The organism is Dyadobacter sandarakinus (assembly GCF_016894445.1).
GTDB lineage: Bacteria > Bacteroidota > Bacteroidia > Cytophagales > Spirosomataceae > Dyadobacter > Dyadobacter sandarakinus.
The window spans coordinates 3416978-3435777 of record NZ_CP056775.1 but is presented as its reverse complement, the minus strand read 5'-3'; the positions used below and the strand labels follow the sequence as shown (position 1 = coordinate 3435777).

Annotated in this window: 15 protein-coding genes; 7 read left to right on the top strand and 8 right to left on the bottom strand. The window is 48.4% G+C overall.

Annotated elements, in window-relative coordinates:
• Positions 1–14: 14 nt before the first annotated feature.
• Both HWI92_RS13835 and HWI92_RS13830 read right to left on the bottom strand, forming a co-directional pair.
• On the bottom strand, positions 15–1028 hold the full coding sequence (locus HWI92_RS13835; RefSeq protein WP_204656070.1) for an aldo/keto reductase: 1014 nt from the start codon (positions 1026–1028) through the stop codon (positions 15–17).
• Positions 1029–1139: 111 nt separating this feature from the next.
• Entirely contained in the window at positions 1140–3428 is a 2289-nt protein-coding gene (locus HWI92_RS13830) for a GH92 family glycosyl hydrolase (RefSeq protein ID WP_204656067.1), read from the bottom strand.
• A 266-nt stretch (positions 3429–3694) separates the two neighbouring features.
• On the opposite strand from HWI92_RS13830, the gene hslU reads away from it, so the two are divergent.
• Positions 3695–5089, top strand: coding sequence for an ATP-dependent protease ATPase subunit HslU (gene hslU / locus HWI92_RS13825; protein WP_204656065.1), 1395 nt, complete (start codon positions 3695–3697; stop codon positions 5087–5089).
• A 47-nt stretch (positions 5090–5136) separates the two neighbouring features.
• Here hslU and HWI92_RS13820 read toward each other — a convergent pair whose 3' ends face one another.
• The 3 genes from HWI92_RS13820 to fmt are packed head-to-tail and all read right to left on the bottom strand — an operon-like array spanning position 5137 to position 7708.
• Positions 5137–6234 carry an alpha/beta hydrolase-fold protein gene (locus HWI92_RS13820; protein ID WP_204656063.1) on the bottom strand — a complete coding sequence of 366 codons (1098 nt, stop codon included), beginning with the start codon at positions 6232–6234 and terminating at the stop codon, positions 5137–5139.
• 46 nt (positions 6235–6280) lie between these two features.
• A complete protein-coding gene (locus tag HWI92_RS13815) occupies positions 6281–6775 on the bottom strand; it encodes a dihydrofolate reductase (protein ID WP_204656061.1) in 495 nt (164 codons plus the stop codon).
• A gap of 12 nt (positions 6776–6787) precedes the next feature.
• Positions 6788–7708: a methionyl-tRNA formyltransferase gene (fmt, locus tag HWI92_RS13810; RefSeq protein ID WP_262897672.1), complete on the bottom strand. Its 921-nt coding sequence runs from the start codon at positions 7706–7708 to the stop codon at positions 6788–6790.
• 232 nt (positions 7709–7940) lie between these two features.
• Between fmt and greA the strand changes: the two genes are divergently transcribed.
• The 5 genes from greA (at position 7941) to HWI92_RS13785 (ending at position 13278) form a co-directional block, all read left to right on the top strand.
• A complete protein-coding gene (gene greA, locus HWI92_RS13805; RefSeq protein ID WP_204656057.1) occupies positions 7941–8423 on the top strand; it encodes a transcription elongation factor GreA in 483 nt (160 codons plus the stop codon).
• Positions 8424–8490: 67 nt separating this feature from the next.
• The gene (locus HWI92_RS13800; protein WP_310589474.1) at positions 8491–8850 is read left to right on the top strand and encodes a hypothetical protein; all 360 of its coding nucleotides are present in this window, start codon (positions 8491–8493) and stop codon (positions 8848–8850) included.
• A gap of 35 nt (positions 8851–8885) precedes the next feature.
• Complete coding sequence (locus tag HWI92_RS13795; protein ID WP_204656055.1) at positions 8886–9956, top strand: M42 family metallopeptidase; 1071 nt, start codon at positions 8886–8888, stop codon at positions 9954–9956.
• Positions 9957–10859: 903 nt separating this feature from the next.
• Positions 10860–11912 (top strand): PA0069 family radical SAM protein, encoded by a 1053-nt coding sequence (locus tag HWI92_RS13790; protein WP_204656053.1) that lies wholly within the window; start codon positions 10860–10862, stop codon positions 11910–11912.
• A 103-nt stretch (positions 11913–12015) separates the two neighbouring features.
• Positions 12016–13278 carry an exo-beta-N-acetylmuramidase NamZ family protein gene (locus HWI92_RS13785; RefSeq protein ID WP_204656051.1) on the top strand — a complete coding sequence of 421 codons (1263 nt, stop codon included), beginning with the start codon at positions 12016–12018 and terminating at the stop codon, positions 13276–13278.
• A 402-nt stretch (positions 13279–13680) separates the two neighbouring features.
• Here HWI92_RS13785 and HWI92_RS13780 read toward each other — a convergent pair whose 3' ends face one another.
• The 3 genes from HWI92_RS13780 to HWI92_RS13770 all read right to left on the bottom strand — a co-directional run bounded on the left by HWI92_RS13780 (position 13681) and on the right by HWI92_RS13770 (position 16946).
• Entirely contained in the window at positions 13681–14418 is a 738-nt protein-coding gene (locus HWI92_RS13780) for a LytR/AlgR family response regulator transcription factor (protein WP_229247938.1), read from the bottom strand.
• Between the two features lie 338 nt (positions 14419–14756).
• Complete coding sequence (eat, locus tag HWI92_RS13775) at positions 14757–16061, bottom strand: ethanolamine permease (protein WP_204656049.1); 1305 nt, start codon at positions 16059–16061, stop codon at positions 14757–14759.
• Between the two features lie 105 nt (positions 16062–16166).
• Complete coding sequence (locus tag HWI92_RS13770) at positions 16167–16946, bottom strand: phosphatidylinositol-specific phospholipase C/glycerophosphodiester phosphodiesterase family protein (RefSeq protein ID WP_204656047.1); 780 nt, start codon at positions 16944–16946, stop codon at positions 16167–16169.
• A 171-nt stretch (positions 16947–17117) separates the two neighbouring features.
• On the opposite strand from HWI92_RS13770, the gene HWI92_RS13765 reads away from it, so the two are divergent.
• Positions 17118–18800, top strand: a complete 1683-nt coding sequence (locus HWI92_RS13765; protein ID WP_204656044.1) for an amino acid permease — start codon at positions 17118–17120, stop codon at positions 18798–18800.

Sequence of the window (18800 nt, the reverse complement as noted above, 5' to 3'; positions counted from 1 at the left end):
GGCTACCTTTTCCTTTATTTCACCAGTTCCAGTGCATTCAGATGCTGGGTGATCAGGTCTATTTCACCCTGGTCGAGAACGATGTCCGCAGCTGCGGCGTTTTGCCGCGCCTGCTCCGCATTACGGGCGCCGGCCAGGGCAATGGTAATGCCCGGCTGCTCGATGGTCCATTTCAGCACGAGCTGTCCGAGTGTGACATGCTTGTCATCCGCAATTGGTTTGATCTTGCTGAGAAACTCATTCACCCTTGTCAGATTTTCATCTTTAAAAAAGTACAAAGATGCCCTGTGATCGTCTTCGGCAAACTGGTGCCCGGGCTTCATTTTGCCCGTCAGCAACCCTCTTTCCATCGGACTATATGCCAGGATCGCTTTTTCATGCTCAATGCAATAGGGTACCAGCTCAGCTTCTATATCCCTTTTGACCATGCTGTAAGGTACCTGGTCGGATACCAGGTGAATGTGCTGTGAAGCTTCGCGCATCAATGCAGTGTCGTAATTGCATACCCCTGCATAACGTACCTTTCCTTCCTTAATCAGCTGCGAAACGGCTTCCATCGTTTCCTCAATCGGGGTTGTATGGTCCGGCCAGTGAATCTGGTAAAGATCAATATAGTCGGTGCCGAGGCGTTTAAGGCTGTTTTCACATTCAAGGATCACGCTGTCGCGCCCTGCATATTTATATACATCAATGGGCTCGCCTGCATTGTTCTTGCTATGCATGGCGAGGTCGCCCTTGGCCAGGTCCCAGCGCATACCGTATTTTGTGAGGATCTGAACCTTGTCCCGGGGAAGGTCTTTGATAGCCTCACCCACAATTTCCTCACTCAATCCCTGTCCGTAAATCGGAGCAGTATCAATGGACGTGACGCCTGCGTCATAGGACTCGCGGATCGCTTTCACTGCTTCTGACCTTTCAGTACCTCCCCACATCCAGCCACCTGCTGCCCAGGCTCCGAACGTGATCACTGATAATTTCAGATCCGGTTTTTCAGGATGGTCCGAGCTGCTTACTTTTCTGTATTCCATGATTTATATACTTTATGCTGTGCCTTAATGCATGTGGTTATGATCGCATCGCTTTTAAATAAACATGCCAGTCAATTTTCAAGCAAAAAGGATACAGCTGCTGCATACAGATTACTTACCGTTGCTTAGCGAAAAAGGCGCAGATTCCGGTTTTGTACCCCAGGTTTTGGACGGCTTGCTGCCCAGGTTAAACTGCACGGTTCCGCCTTTTTGAATATCTGCATGTTCCAGGAATGTAAAATCGTAGGGCTTACCATTGAGGGTTGCACCCTGGATATACAGGTTGCTTTCGCTTGCTGCCGGTGCCTGTACCGTAAACTTCTTGCCATCTTCCAGGGTAATGGTCGCTTTTTTGAAAAGGGGCGAGCCGATCACGTACTGAGTAGTGCCCGGCGTAACCGGGTAAAATCCGAGGGAAGAAAACACGTACCAGGCTGAGGTCTGTCCGTTGTCTTCGTCCCCGCAGTATCCGTCGGGAGTAGGCTGGTACATGCGCTGCATTACCTGGCGGGCCCAGTATTGTGCTTTGTAGGGAGCACCTCCATGGTTGTACAGGTAAATCATGTGCTGAATAGGCTGGTTGCCATGCGCATAGTTGCCCATGTTCATAATCTGCATTTCACGTATTTCATGGATAGGGAACCCATAGTAGCTGTCGTCGAAAATAGGAGGGAGTGTGAACACCGTATCGAGTTTTTGTACAAAAGCCTCACGACCGCCCATCAGGCCCATGAGGCCCTTTACGTCCTGGAAAACAGACCAGGTATAATGGATACTGTTTCCTTCGGTAAATGCGTCACCCCATTTGAATGGATTAAATGGTTTTTGAAACTGTCCGTCCTTGTTTTTTCCGCGCATCCATTTGGTTTCAGGGTCAAAAACATTTTTGTAGTTCTGGCTGCGTTTCAGGTAAATGTCAACTTCCGACTGCGGTTTTTTCAAAGCCTTGCCCAGCTGGGAAATACAAAAGTCTGCATATGCGTATTCCAGCGTGCGGGCAGCATTTTCATTCACTTTTACATCATAGGGAACATAGCCCAGCTCATTGTAGTATTCATGACCGAACCGCCCGACCGAGCTTACCGGTCCTGCATTCTCCGTGTTTTTGATCACGGCCTCATACAGCTTGTTGATATCGTACCCGCGAATTCCTTTCACGTAAGAGTCTGCAATGAGCGAGGCCGAGTTGGATCCGATCATACAGTCGCGGTGGCCCGGGCTGGCCCACTCGGGCAGGTAGCCACTCTCGTCGTATGCATTGGCAAGACCTTCCATGATGTGGGCATTCATGGTAGGGTACATGAGGGTGAAAAACGGGAACACCGCGCGGAAAGTATCCCAGAAACCATTGTCCGTAAACATATAGCCTGGCAGCACCTGTCCGTTGTACGGGCTGTAATGCACTACTTTATTGGCTTTGTCAAATTCATAGAACTTGCGAGGGAAGAGCAATACGCGGTACAGGCAGGAGTAGAATGTCCGCACCTGGTCAATGTTGTCGCCTTCCACCTGAATGCGTGAAAGCTCCTGCTCCCAGGTTTTGCGGCCTTTTTCCATGGTTGCATCAAAGGTATCCTTGCCGAGCTCACGGTCAAGGTTGAGCTGTGCCTGCTCCGGGCTGATAAATGAGGATGCCACTTTGATGCCGACCTGCTCACCCCGCCTGGTTTTGAAACCTACGACGGCCCCTACGTGATTGGCCTGAAGTTCAAGCGTATCCTTTGCAAGCTGCTTGCCGCGGAAAGCGGAAGAAAACGTAAATGCCTTGTCGAAAACAAGCACAAAGTAGTTTTTGAAATTGGCAGGCACACCGCCGCTGTTCTTGGTGGTATACCCGATGATCTTGCGCTCGGCCGGGATTACCTTTACATACGAACCTTTGTCAAATGCATCCACGAGAATATAGGAAGTATCCGCTGCCGGAAAGGTGATACGGAACTGGGCGGCACGCTCGGTGGGAGCGATTTCCGTAGTGACGTCGTAATCGGCCAGGTATACTTTGTAGTAATGGGGTTTGGCAGTTTCCGCTTTGTGTGAAAACCAGCTGGCACGGCTCTCCTCGTCAATTTTGAGCTTGCCTGTCATCGGGAAAATAGAAAACTGCCCGTAATCGTTGATCCAGGGGCTGGGCTGGTGGGTTTGTTTGAAGCCGCGTATCTTTTCGGCATCATACATATAGCTCCATCCGTCGCCCATCTTGCCGGTTTGCGGCATCCAGAAATTCATACCCCACGGCATCGCAATCGCCGGATAGGTGTTGCCCGCGGAAAGGCTGAATTTGGACTGGGTACCCATCAATGGGTTGACAAAATCTACGAGGTTCGTTTTTACGGTAGTTTGCGCAAAAAGAAAAACGGGGGAAAGCAGCAGGGTTAAAAGGGTGTACAGGATTTTTTTCATCTGAACAAATCTTTGATATGGATTGCAGGCAGGGTGCCATGCGCGACAAATGTAATGTACAGGCGGTTAACTAGAATTACCGTGCAGGAAAGATTTGCCAGCCTGACAGCTTGTACTGCCAATTTGTATCGGCATGGTTCTTTATCATATCTGAAACCGGCAAAAACCGCTTTAAGAAAAAAGTATTATATTAATTCGTAATCCTGCGCTACAAAGCGGTTTACGTTTGTATGAGTTCTATTAAGCTACGTATCGAATAATTAACAATGACAGAACACCTGAATCGTCTCACCCCACGCCAGATCGTGTTTGAGCTGGACCAGTATATTATCGGCCAGCACGATGCGAAACGCAATGTTGCCATCGCGCTGCGTAACCGGTGGAGGCGAATGAACAGTCCTGAGGATATCCAGCGGGAGATCATTCCCAACAACATACTGATGATCGGGGCGACTGGCGTAGGTAAAACGGAAATTGCGCGCCGGCTGGCCAAAATCGCTGATGCACCCTTTGTGAAAGTGGAAGCCTCCAAGTTTACAGAGGTTGGCTATGTGGGCCGTGACGTGGAAAGCATGGTGCGCGACCTCGTGGAGCAGGCAGTAGGGATGGTGCGGACCCAGAAAAAAGAAGAAGTGAAGATCAAGGCTGAGCAGGCCGTTGAAGATATTATCCTGGATGCACTGATCCCGCCCGTGCATCATGGCGGTACAGCCAAAGTAAAGGCCGACAATGGTGTGACGGACGGAATTCCGGAGGATGATGCCGAGCTCAATCAGAGAACGCGCGAACGCTTCCGTGAAAAGATCAGGAACGGAGAACTGGACGCACGCAAGATCGATATTGAAGTACAGCAAAACCAGGCACCCAGCGTAGGAATGATCGGCGGGACTGTTGATGATGTTTCCATGATGAACATTCAGGAGATGATCGGCAACATGATGCCAAAAAGGGGCAAAAAGCGGAAGGTCACTGTGGAAGAGGCCCGCAAGCTGTTGCTCGACGAAGAAGCTTCCAAGCTGATCGACATGGACGAAGTAAAGCTGGAAGCCATCAAGAAAGCTGAAAATCTGGGGATTATCTTTATTGATGAGATTGATAAAGTAGCATCCAGCAAGTCCAATGCAGGCGGCCCGGATGTAAGCCGGGAGGGTGTACAGCGCGACCTGCTGCCGATCGTGGAGGGCAGTGCTGTGACTACCAAGCATGGCGTAATCCATACCGACCATATTTTGTTTGTAGCGGCAGGCGCATTTCATGTGTCCAAACCCTCTGATCTGATTCCCGAGCTGCAAGGTCGTTTCCCGATCCGGGTGGAGCTGAACAGTCTGACGGAGGGGGATTTTTACCAAATCCTGAAAACACCTAAAAATGCGCTCACCAAGCAGTATGAGGCAATGATGGAGTCGGAGGGAGTTTCCCTGCAGTTTGAAGACGGAGCTTTGCGGGAAATTGCCAAAATTGCATTTGAAGTCAACAGCGAGGTCGAAAACATTGGTGCCCGGCGCCTGCAGACAGTCATGAGCTCACTGCTGAATGACTTCATGTTTGATATTCCCGACATGATCGGAGCCGACTCGCAGATCATCATCACTGCGGATATGGTGATAGAAAAACTATCTTCCCTGGTCAAAAACCGCGATCTGAGTCAGTATATTTTGTAATGTTACAAAGCATGTAAATAAAAAAAGGCGGTAGAACCCGCCTTTTTTTATCCCTCAAAATACAGCCACTTCAATGCTTTTGGAAATTCCTTCTGCCATTGTTCCTCGGTATGTTCTCCGGCCGGATCAATCGACGTGTGGATTTTGACGCGGCTGTAACCGAATCCTTGGTTTTTCAGCGTTTGCTGCAGTTGCTCAAAGTTGGGGAGCATATTAGGCCCTTCTTTTCCGCCGGCATACATATAAATGCGCGTTTCAAAGGGTTCAAAAAAATGAATTGCGTCAAAGTAGACCTTTTGCGAAATCCAGAGCGAAGGTGAAAAAATCATCAGCCTGCCAAATACCTGCGGGAACATCAGCGCGGCATAAATGCTCAGCAAACCACCTGCCGAACTTCCCCCCAAACCGGTATTCAGACGGTCCGGACGTGTGCGGTATTGTAGGTCCACATGCGGTTTGAGTGTTTCGGTAAGAAAACGCAGGAACCGGGAGCCCAGCCCTTTTCCAAGGCGGGGATTGTCATAAGGTGAAAACTCACGGATACGGTCCTCATCTCCATGGTCGATTGCCACGATAATAACACCGGCCTTGTCTTCCCTGGCCAGGTTGGTCAGGCTGCGGTCGATCTTCCAGTTGCCAAATCCGTCACCTTCCCCGAAGAGATTCTGCGCATCCGTCATGTACAGTACCGGATAATGCTTGTCGGGGCACTCGTAGTAATCGTGCGGAAGCAGTACGTGTACGCGCCGCTTTTTGTTGAGCTGGGGTATCTCGAAGGTTTCCGAAAGAACCTCTATAATCGGGGAAAGGTCTTGTTTTTTGGTAAAGTCAATTTGCCAGCGCGTAACATGGTTCTTTACGGTGTCGTGAGGCTGGTAAATGACCCGGTTGGCATAAGGCTGTCCATGTTCATCCAGCTCTACCTGGTCCCAGCCTCCGCGGGTGTACTTGTATTCCAGCGGAAAAGGGAGCTCGGCATCTTCCGGGAACCGGAAAACGTACTCGCCCGGACTGACCTGCGTCATCCGGTATGCTTCGAGATCAGGGAGCCATTTGCAAAAATTACCGGTAATGTACACCGGACGTTTGTCGTATGAGGGGGTGGTCAGTTCTATGGTAAGAACTGCAATTTCAACTTGTATCATGGTTACACTGTCACTGAGGGTTACGTGACACCAAAATTAGCTAATATTATTCTTGCCTAAAATAATCAACGAAATCAAACGGGAAAATATGTCGTTCATCCGTCCCGTGATGCACCCTCTTGTTTTCTGTCCAGGTCGTAGGATCTTCTATCGCGAAACAAGTATCTCCCTCAAAAGCACTGTGAACCTCAGTTACATACAGCCTGTCGGCCAGATACTGGGCTTGGGTGTAAAGCTCTCCGCCGCCGATGATAAATACCTCCAACGCTTCAATTTTCCGGGCTTCGGCCAGGGCGTCTTCCAGGGAATGCACTACCATCACGCCCTCTATTTCAACGCTTGTATTTCGCGTGACAACGATGGAGGTACGGCCGGGCAGCGGCTTGCCGATCGACTCGAACGTTTTGCGGCCCATGATCATCGGATGTCCGAGGGTCAGTTGTTTAAACCGTTTGAGATCATCCGGCAGGCGCCAGAGCAGCTGATTGTCCTTGCCGATCACACCGTTGTCGGACACCGCTACAATAAGGGAAATGAGCATTATGATGTAGGTTTATAGCCTGTAACCACGCAAAAAGTCAGCAATTTTCATTCGTTTTTTTCCTTCCATCTGCAATTCCTCAATCGAGATCCAGCCATCTGCTGTTTTGAATTGAAGGTACGATTTCTGGTCGGTGCGGTACGATCCGGTATCACCGGTACCATCCGAATCTGCAAGAGCTGTTTTATAGATCTTGCAGGAAAGCCCCTGGATGGTGGTCCAGGCAGCAGGGTAGGGCGAAAGCCCGCGTACAAAGTTGTGAATGGCTGCTGCCGGCTGATCCCAGTTGATTTCGCAGGTCTCCCTGAAAATCTTCGGAGCGGCTTTGAGGTCAGCTGTATTTTCCTGCGGCTCCTGGGGATAGTTGCCTGCTTCAATTGCATGCACGGTTTTCAGTACCAGCCGGGCACCAAGCTGCATGAGCCTGTCGTGCACGCTGCCTGCATCATCCCCGGGGTGAATGGGTTCTTTTTCCTGGAAAATGATCTTGCCTGTATCAATGTCTTTCTCGATAAAAAATGTAGTTACGCCTGTTTCGGTATCACCATTGATCACGGCCCAGTTGATCGGCGCTGCGCCGCGGTACTGCGGCAGCAGGGAGCTGTGCAGGTTGAACGTTCCATAGCGCGGCATGTTCCATACCACTTCGGGCAGCATCCGGAAAGCAACCACCACCTGCAGGTCGGCGCGGTACCCGGCAAGCGCTTTCAGGAACTCCGGGCTTTTAAGTTTTTCAGGTTGTAAAACAGGAATTCCTTTTTCTTTTGCGTATATTTTGACAGGTGATTCGGTCTGCTTCTGACCACGTCCGGACGGCTTGTCCGGGACGGTCACCACGGCTACTACATTAGAATTATTCTCAACCAGGCTTTGTAAACTCGGGACAGCAAATTCAGGCGTTCCCATGAAAATTATTCTTAAAGAGTCGGACATAGTTTGTTGCCGCTTTTGGACGAAAAAGGTGTTAACGTTTACAAATATTGTTATTTTTGTCGTTCATAGTTGAAAATCATGAGGAAGTTAAAATCACATATGAGCCGAAAAGACGAGGTTTTCTAACCTTCTACTGCGAGCGTTTTTTCTCTGGTAGAGCGGTCATAGAGCCGTTCTTTTTTTTTATTCATAACTCTACAAATCAAAGGATTACTAAACATCAATTAAGGTCATGGCTAAGATTTCATACTATACGGAAGAAGGACTCAATAAGCTGAAGAACGAGCTGAATGATATGAAAACAAAAGGCCGCACGGAGATTGCACGACAAATTGCAGAGGCGCGTGACAAGGGGGATTTGAGCGAGAATGCAGAATATGATGCTGCCAAGGATGCACAGGGTATGCACGAAATGAAAATCGCCAAACTGGAAGAAATCCTGTCCAATGCACGCGTGATCGACGAGTCATCCATAGACAATTCGCAGGTATCTGTGCTTTCCAAAGTGAAGATCAAAAACCGTAAAAATGGTATGGAAGTAACCTATACGCTGGTTTCTGAGGAAGAAGCCGACCTGAAAGCCGGAAAAATTTCCGTAGGATCACCGATTGGAAAGGGTTTGCTGGGTAAAAAAGTAGGTGAAACAACCGAAATCAAAGTGCCGGCCGGCATGATGGAATTTGAAGTACTTGATATCAGCCGCTTCAGCGAGTAGTTTAAGGATACAATTTTCCAGTGTTGGATTGTTAAATGGCACGCCATTTTGCAATCCAACATTTTTTTTGAACTTACTTTTAAAAAGGCACTTTGCCGGCGGTATGAAGTTCAGGGGGTTTTGTGTGAATGTATCTTTCCTCTGGGTGGAAGGAATGGCCTTGTTTCCATTCATCCTGCTCAGGCACAAGCACGCGGGGCGGTTTTTGCTTAACCATGAGCGCATCCATTTGCGTCAGCAGCTTGAAATGGGGATCATACTCTTTTACATTTGGTATTTTGCAGAGTATCTTGTCCGGCTGGCACAGTACAGAAAGCATTACCTGGCCTACCTGCATATTTCCTTCGAGCGGGAAGCTTACAGCCACCAGGCCGACCTGGAATACCTGGGGCGGCGGCGCTTCTGGGCTTTCTGCAGGTACATATAGTTAAGTATTGACATGTTAATTTTCAGATAAACAAAATGGCAGATCAAAGCACCGAATTTCTTTATAAGTACCTCAACAATGCTTCCCCTACCGGCTTCGAGTCCACAGGGCAGCAAATCTGGCTTGACTATATCCGGCCGTACATTGACGAGCAGATCGTAGACGTGTACGGTACTGCAGTGGGCGTCATCAATGGCGGGCAGGATTACAAGGTCGTCATCGAAGCGCATTCCGACGAGATTTCGTGGTTTGTCAATTATATTTCCGAAGAGGGCTACATTCATGTGCGCCGGAACGGAGGCTCCGACGCAGCCATTGCCCCTTCCATGCGCGTGAACCTGCATACGGCCAAGGGTGTGGTAAAAGGTGTGTTCGGCTGGCCGGCAATCCACGTGCGGGACGTTGCCAAAGACCAGGTTCCGAAAGTGCATGAATTGTTCATTGACGTGGGGGCCACCAAAAAAGACGAGGTTTTTGAAATGGGCATTCATGTGGGCACGGTAGTCACTTTTGCGGACGGCCTTGACGAACTGAACGACCGCTTTTACCTGGGACGCGCGCTGGACAACCGTATGGGCGGATTTATGATCGCCGAAGTGGCACGAATGCTGCATGAAAATGGTGTAAAGCTGCCGTTTACCTTGTATGTGGTCAATGCGGTACAGGAAGAAATCGGCTTGCGGGGTGCCGAAATGATCGCGCGCCGGCTCAGACCGGACCTGGCTATCTGTACGGATGTGACCCACGATACACAGTCGCCGATGTATAACAAAAAAGAGCAGGGTGACCTGAGATGTGGCAACGGGCCGGTAATTTGTTACGGGCCTGCCGTGCAGAACAATGTGCGCGACATGCTGATCCGGGTGGCGGAGGAAAAAAACATTCCTTTCCAGCGCCAGGCTGTGAGCCGTTCAACAGGCACCGATACCGATTCATTTGCATACTCCACCGAAGGTATCGCCTCTGCATTGATCTCACTTCCATTGAAATACATGCACACAACCGTTGAAATGGTGCATAAAGAAGACGTTCAAAACGTAATTCAGCTCATGTACGACGTCCTCCTGTCGCTGAAAGGCGGAGAGGATTATCGGTATATCAGGTGAGAGGTTTTTGAATGACTGAATGATTGAATGATTGAATGAATTTTGAGTTAGTGAGTGAGTGAGGGAGGGAGTGATCTAATTTTGAATGATTGAATGACTGAATGATTGAATGAGTTTTGAGTGAGCGAATGAGTGAGTTAATTTGAATGATTGAGTTTTAAATTATTGAATTACTGAGTTTTGAATGGCTGAATGATTGAATGAATTTTGAGTGAGTGAGTGAGTGAGTGAGCGAATGACTGAGTGAATTTGAATGATTGAGTTTTAAATTATTGAATTACTGAGTTTTGAATGGCTGGATGATTGAATGAATTTTGAGTGAGTGAGTGAGTGAGTGAGCGAATGACTGAGTTAATTTGAATGATTGAGTTTTAAATTATTGAATTACTGAGTTTTGAATGGCTGAATGGATTTTGAGTTATCGAGTGAGCGAATGATTGAGTGAATTTGAATGATTGGAAGAATTTCGAATTAGTGATTTCTGAATGACTAATGAATTTTGGGTGAGTAAATTAGTAAGTGAGTGCATATTTGAAATAATACTGAATAACTTCAACATGCATATCTTAGATTGCTTAGATATTTAAAATTTAATCATTCAAAATTCATTCACTCACTCACACCTTCACTAACTCAAAACTCACTCATTCAATCATTCAGTCATTCAATCATTCAAAATTCATTCACTCACACCCTCGCTAACTCAAAACTTATTCATTCAATCATTCAGTCATTCAATCATTCAAAACTTACTCACTCACACCCTCACTAACTCAAAACTCACTCATTCACTCATTCACTCATTCAATCATTCAAAACTCACTCCCTCACTAACTCACTAACTCAAAACTCCATCATTCAATCATTCAGTCATTCAATCATTCAAAATTAAACCACCTCCCCATGGACAATCGCGTAAAGGGAAGAGGAGCTGCTGTTAATCCTCAGAATAAGTTTACCAGGCATGAGGTGGAGTATATTCTGGAAGATTGGCAGCGATGGGATGATCCCCAAGACAATCCCAAAACGCAGTTTATTGAAGAGGACTCTAAAACGTTGGTGAACGTGTCGAAGAGTCCTGACCTTCCCGATTTTCATTCCATTAATCCTTACCGCGGTTGTGAGCACGGGTGCATTTACTGCTATGCACGCAACTCTCACGAATACTGGGGTTATTCTGCCGGTCTTGATTTTGAGACCAAGATTATTGTCAAAAAGAATGCTCCCCAGTTATTGGAAAAGCTTTTTAACTCCAAAAAATGGGAACCGCACGCGATCCATTTGTCGGGCAACACCGACTGCTACCAGCCCGGAGAGAAGAAGTACCGGATCACGCGCCAGCTGCTCGAAATCTGTCTTAAATACCGCAATCCTGTCAGCATTCTGACCAAAAATGCATTGGTACTCCGTGACAGGGACATTCTTGAAAAAATGGCGAAGCTCAACCTCGTGCATGCGGCTATTTCCATTACAACACTTAATGAGGAGCTGCGCAGTGCGCTCGAACCGCGTACGGTCACTGGCCAGAGAAGGTTACAGGTTGTAAAAACACTGCATGAAGCCGGAGTACCCACCGGAGTTATGACCGCACCGATTATACCTGGATTGAATGACCATGAGATTCCTGCTATCGTCAAAGCGGCTTCGGAAAACGGCGCGGTATGGGCAAGTTATACGGTCGTAAGACTCAACGGAGCCATCAGCACACTTTTTGAAGAATGGATCCATCACCACTTTTCCGACAAGGCCGCCAAAGTACTGAACCAGATCAGAAGTTGTCACCGAGGAATGGTCAATGACTCACGGTTTGGAACAAGAATGACAGGCGAGGGGATTTTTGCCGAAAACATCCGTCAGCTGCATGAGCTGGCCTGCCGTAAATACTTCAAAGATAAATCTCTGCCTGAGCTGGATTGCACGCAATTTGTGCGCGCCGGTCAGATGCGCCTTTTTTAAAATAACAGGCAAATACTTTTAAGTCTCAATGCATTGCCACAGATATACGGATGAACATGTATATTGGTGTCCATTCGTGTATTCGTGGCTAAAAAGAAATCCTATGAAATCCTGCCTTTCTATCCTGAGCCTGCTCCTTTTATTCAGCATAAATGGTAACTGTGCCGGTTCGTTACACCGCAAAAGCACGGTTGCAGCTGATTCCCTGAACATACAGCCTGCGGCTTCCGCGCCCGCCAAAGTACCGCAAACCGGAGCTGAACAAACCGCCTTATACCTGGAATACCTGAAAGGCAAAAAAGCAGGTATACTCGTTAATCAGACATCCGTGATCGGTAAGACGCCGCTGGTGGATAGCCTGGTGGCGATGGGGGTAGACATCAAGCTGATATTCGGGCCGGAGCATGGTTTCAGGGGGAATGCAAGCAATGGTGCCAAAGTAAGTGACAGTGTGGACGAAAAAACCGGTATCCCTGCTATTTCCCTTTACGGAAAACTGAAAAAGCCTACTAAAGAACAGATGGCCGGGCTGGACATCATGATCTTTGATATTCAGGATGTCGGGGCCAGGTTTTATACCTATATCAATACATTGGGCCACATCATGGAAGCCTGCGCCGAAAATGGCAAAGAGCTCATGATCCTCGACCGCCCCAATCCGAACGGTTTTCTGGTAGATGGCCCTTTGCTGGAAGATCACCTGCACTCGGGCATCGGGATGTACCGCATTCCCATTTCCCATGGTATGACCATCGGTGAATTTGCGCAGATGATCAACGGGGAAGGCTGGCTCCCCGGTAAGGCGCAATGCAAACTGAAAATTATCAAAGTGGCAGATTACCGGCACGACATGCCCTATGAGCTGCCTGTAATGCCTTCGCCCAACCTCAATACGCAGCAGTCTATCATGCTGTATCCTCACATTTGCATGTTTGAAGGGACGATCATCAGCCAGGGGCGGGGTACTTATATGCCATTTACAGTATTGGGCGCTCCCCAGCTGAAAGGCAAGTATGCATTTTCTTTCAAACCGCAGAGCATCAAAGGTATGAGTGAAACGCCCCTGCACCAGGATCAGGAATGTTACGGCATTGATCTGCGGAAATATGACATGGCAAAGCTTCGGAAGTCGGGACAGATCAACCTTGCCTGGCTCATCGAGATGTATAAGGCTTATCCCGATCAGGCGCGGTTTTTTGATATGAGCCAGAGCAAGCAGATGGGGAACTTTGATAAGCTGGCAGGTACTGAAAACCTTAAAAAACAGATCATTGCAGGAGCCTCTGAAAAGGAAATCCGGGCAAGCTGGGAACCGGGACTATCTGCCTACAAAACCATGCGTAAAAAATACCTACTTTATCCCTGAGCGGAATATTCTTTTTTTGGAATAGAAAACAAAACATCCCGGGAAGAAGTATCCCGGGATGTTTTCAATATCAGCGATATTATTCGTCGAAAACCTATTTAATAATTTAGTTTAGGTTAATGTTAAAATTAGTGGGTCAATCAAAATCTTCTCTGAAACCAGACAACTAACTTACGTTTCCAGCTTACAATTAGATGCCCGGGTCTCAAAAAACATAAAAACTTTTGAGACCCGGGCAGTCATTCAATAACATTCTTTATCATCGGATCACCGATAGGGGGCTTACGTGATTTGAAATTACTTCGTGGCATAACATTCGACAAACGAATGTGGCGAAGTACAACTTTTTTGTGGCAAGCCGGCAAAATAGATAGGTATAAAGCGGGTTGTTACAGCCAGAAATCAGGAGAAGGTTTTTACCCGGCTCAGCAGCTCATTCCGGTTGTCATTCGTAATCGGTATCTCGATGTCATTGATCATCACGTGAATGTAATTAATGGCCGTAATGGCATTGAGATTGATGATAAACGACTTGTGTACCCGGAAAAAGAAGTTGGCAGGCAATTGCTGGATCATATTCTTCAGCGTCTCCCGGATTGTGTATTTTTTCTTGTCGGTATGTAGTTCGAGGTAGTTGTCGTCGCTGCGGATAAACAGGATGTCGGCCAGCATGATCTTGGTAAACATATGTTTTTCCTTGATAAAGAGGGCATCCTTGATCACCGTGGTATTTTGCTTCTCTTCCGCATCCGTCTCACCCGCGAGCGTTGCCAGCCTGTAATTTTTCAGGGCCAACTTTACGGCAGTATACACCGTAATCTTCTGAAACGGTTTTTGTAAAAACGCATGCGGGGCCGATTGCAGGGCCGCATTCACTACGGCTATATCCTCGTGACTCGACAGAAAAAGGAATGGGATCTTATAATTTTCACGAATATGATCGGCCAGGTCAATGCCCGTCTGGTAGCCGTTCAGATTGATATCCAGAATTGCCAGGTGAAACACTTTGCCGGCAAGCAGGTCCACCGCAGTGTGGTAGTCGGGGGCGACATCGTTGGCCTCATAACCAAACCCGTTCAGCAAAAACTGAAGATGCTTGGCAATAATAAAGTCGTCTTCGACAATCAGTATATTCATCATGAACTTTAAGCATTCAACCTGCCGCCTAAACAAACCCTGAAGGCACCGGCTTTTCTTTTTGTGTGATTTAGATAGGAAAGGTACCTAATATTTACGAATTAATTCTTGCACCTTTCATTTTTGTTGTAATACTAATTTAGTGCCAGCAGATTTTCCTCTACTTTTTAAGCAAACTGTGTAAACGAGGTAACTAACGAACTGAACAACAATACATTAGGTGACCAGCGGTTACGCATCAGGTTTTGGAAACAAAGTAAGGATTTTTTGAACGATACGAAGGCTGTTGAGCAATTTTGAAGTGAACTTAGCCCATATCTACACCTCAAAGGGGTAGAAAACTATTTCGCACTTTCCTGATTTCTGGTAAGTACAAAAATTCCTGCGATGGCAGCAAGCCCTCCGAAAAACCACAGGCTGAGCATCAGGTTGTAGTAAACGATCGCCACCAGGCAAACTGCGGAAAGCAGGAGTGCAATGGCCGGAAACCAGGGATACAATGGTACGGAAAAAGGACGGTCCATGGCCGGTTCTTTCTGACGCAATGCAAACAATGCAGCCATGCTGACCATGTACATGACCACAGCTCCCAAAGCGGCGAGGATAATCACCTGGTCTGTTGTGCCAAGCAGCAGCGCCGCACAGCCTGCAATGCCGCCTGCAACCAGGGCCCAGTGAGGTGTTTGAAAGCGTGCATTGACCTCACCCAGTACCGCAGGCAGGTAACCCGCCCGTGCCAGTGCATAAATTTGCCGCGAGTACCCGATCACCGTGCCGTGGAACGATGCAATAAGTCCGAAAAGGCCCAGGCTCGCAAAAAGCTTTGTCAGGGGGCTGTCGCGGCCGAGTACCATGCCCAGCACAGCCGGTAACGGATAATCGATCTTGCTGAGGAGCTTCCAGTCGGCGGCGCCGCCCGTAAAAATCATGACTGCCAGTGCCAGTACGACCAGTGTCAGTATGCCGTAAATGTAGCCGCGTGAAATGTTGCGGCGGGGATCTTCCACTTCTTCGGCCACCATCGCCACACCCTCGATCGCCAGGTAAAACCAGATCGCAAAAGGCAGCGCGGCAAATACACCCGGCCAGCCAAAAGGCATAGGATCGGTCACGAAAGTTTCCATTGAAAAGCTGGGCATAATGATCCCTACATACACCAGCAGCTCGGCCACGGCAAGAATGGTTACCACAAGCGAAAACATGGCTGACTCCTTGATCCCCAGTAAATTAATAAGGATAAAAATAAAGTAGCACGCAAAAGCCACTTCAAGTACCTGCAAGGAAGGGTACAGAAAATGAGCATAGCTGCCCAGTGCAAATGCAATTGCAGGAGGGGTGATCAGGAACTCAACCAGTGTTGCATAACCCGCAATGAGCCCGCCCCACCAGCCGAATGCTTTGTAGGCATAAGAAAAAGGTCCGCCAGCCTGCGGGATGGATGTGGTAAGCTCGGTGAAGCTGAAAATGAAGGTGACATACAGGACTGTGACCAGCAGCGTGGCAATCAGAAATCCAATTGTGCCCGACACTCCCCAGCCATAATTCCAGCCGAAATATTCTCCGGAAATAACAAGGCCCACGGCGATGGCCCACAGGTGGATTGGCTTAAGAACTTTCTTGAGGGTAGCAGTCTGCTCAGCCGACATAAAGAATGGTTTAGGAGTTAGAACAGTACAATATAGGTTATAACTGCTCTCAAACCATTTCTTCCTGCATAACTTTATATTTACGCCGTATTTAATTCCGTTAATTTACCTTGGCGCAGTTCGCAGGTAATCGCCCATTTCCCTCACCTTATCGGTATTAAGATAGTCTACACCCAGTGTCATCATTGTTTTCCAGGCGTTGATGTTGTCGGGTGTTGCCCAGATCCGCGCTTTTTTGTCGAGCTGGTGAATGTCGCTGATGGTTTTGGACAGGCGTTTTTTGTCACGTTCGGGCAGAGTGCCTTCTCCATTCCAGTTGGAGTATTTTTGAAAAGCCTGGCTGATCAGTCCGATGCGCGCGAGTTGTTCGGGCGTGTAGGTCATTTCGGGACGGCCGTCGAAGTAGATGAACAAAGGATACTTGTCAAACTGTGCTGGGTCAGGCGTATTGCCACTCACCACAATCCTGATCAGTCCCCGGGGCGCCAGGATCTTTTCATGCGGTGCCAGCTCTCTGACCAATGCCGCCAGGGTTTCCTCTCCGCTGGTTTTCAGGTCGATCAGCAGCTGCAATGGTATATCCTGCTGAGGATAAACATTGCCACCATTTTTTTCAATCTTATCAAGAAGTGGTTGCAGATAAAGTTTCCGGAAAGTCCGCTCCGGACGGATTGCTCCCGCAGTATGGGCCACGAAAAGGGTGTCGCGCACCAGGAAAATATCTGCCTCTACCGAGCCGAACTGTTGCTCATAGGCATCTTCCAGCGGTCGCCGGCGCTCGTAATCATTGTGCGAATGCGCCTGGGCAGTGGTATAGGGTTTGATCTGCTGTGCCACAAGCTGCTGCAGCGGAAGCAGCATCATCAGAATAGTAGCAGTTTTCATCGGTTTTTACAGGGGTGAAGGTGCCGTCAGGGAGTAAATATAAGGCAATTTTCATCCTGTGAATCCGCGAGCTTGCGAACAAATTGTAAGCTGGCAGAGCGGACAAGCACGGATTATCTTTATTTTAGCCAGACATAATCACGAACCGGCACCAAGCCAGCCAAGTATTGCATGGGAAAAAATTCTTCTCTTTTCAGGAAAAAAACGGTAGATCAGATATTAAGGGATGCAAATGCTTCGGACGGAGGCCTGGCCAAGATACTCGGCGTGAGGGACCTAGTGTCGCTGGGAATTGCTGCCATTGTGGGCGCGGGGATATTCAGTACAATTGGTCTGGCCAGCTATAATGGCGGACCGGCGGTTTCGCTCCTGTTTGTATTTACCGCGATTGCCTGCGTTTTTACGGCCTTGTCCTACGCACAGTTTGCGAGTACAGTTCCGGTGTCGGGTAGTGCATATACGTATGCATATGTGGCATTTGGCGAGCTGTTTGCCTGGATCATCGGCTGGGCGCTCATCCTGGAATATGCAGTTTCCAATATGGTGGTTGCTATTTCGTGGTCGGAGTACTTTGTGAGTATGCTCAAAGGATTTGGCATTACGCTGCCTGGCTGGCTCACCATGAACCAGGAGTCTGCGCATGAAGCATTTGAAAAACTGCAGCAGTCGGGAGCCGGCGCACTTTCTTCCTATGAACTCTTTGCCGCGCAAACCTATCAGTCGGCCCCGCGCATCGGCGACCTGGCCGTCATCCTCAACCTGCCGGCGGGACTGATCACCCTTCTGATCACTGCGCTGGTGTATATTGGTATTCGTGAGTCGCGTACGGCCAGCAACATCATGGTTGTCCTGAAAATCACCGTAGTGTTACTGGTGATCTTTGCAGGGGCATTTTATGTAAAACCGGAAAACTGGTCACCCTTTGCACCCAATGGTGTACCGGGCGTACTGAGTGGGGTAGCCGCCGTATTCTTTGCATTTATCGGTTTTGACTCCATCTCCACCACCGCCGAAGAGTGCCGCGATCCCCAGCGTGACATGCCCAAAGCAATGATTTACTGCCTGGTAATCTGCACCATCCTGTACGTGCTGATTACCCTCGTACTAACCGGAATGGTCAATTACAAGGAACTCAATGTAAGCGATCCGCTGGCCTTTGTTTTTCAAAAAAACGGGCTTGACTTTATGGCAGGCGTTATTTCCGTCAGCTCGGTGATTGCCATTACCAGCGCCCTGCTTGTGTATCAGCTGGGCCAGCCGAGGATCTGGATGACCATGAGCCGCGACGGATTGTTATGGAAACGTTTTGCAAAAATCCACCCCAAATACCATACACCCTCTTTCGCAACAATCGTCACCGGCTTTGTGGTCGGCATACCGGCCTTGTTTTTCAAAATGGATTTTTTTGTGGACCTCACCAGCGTGGGGACATTTTTTGCATTCATACTCGTTTGCGGCGGAGTGCTCTATCTGGATCACAAGGGTATTTCTGCCAACTCCAAGTTCAAGGTGCCTTATATCAATGGAAAATACCTTGTAGGACTGCTGTTTGTACTTTCCATAGCCGGTATCATTTTGTATGGCCAGGACACGATTGCTGAGTGGCGCGCGCTTTCGCTGGCTGAGATCATGGAGCACAAGCTGCTCACCATTGTTTTCTGGATTACCTGGGCCGTGCTCACGGTATTGAGCTACCGACACAACTTTTCATCGCTGCCCGTAGCCGGCATCCTTACCAATTTGTACCTCATGACAGAGCTCGGGGCATCCAACTGGCTTATTTTTGTGATCTGGCTGGCCATCGGGCTTGTGATTTATTTCAGCTACGGGTACCGCAGAAGCAAGCTGGCCTGA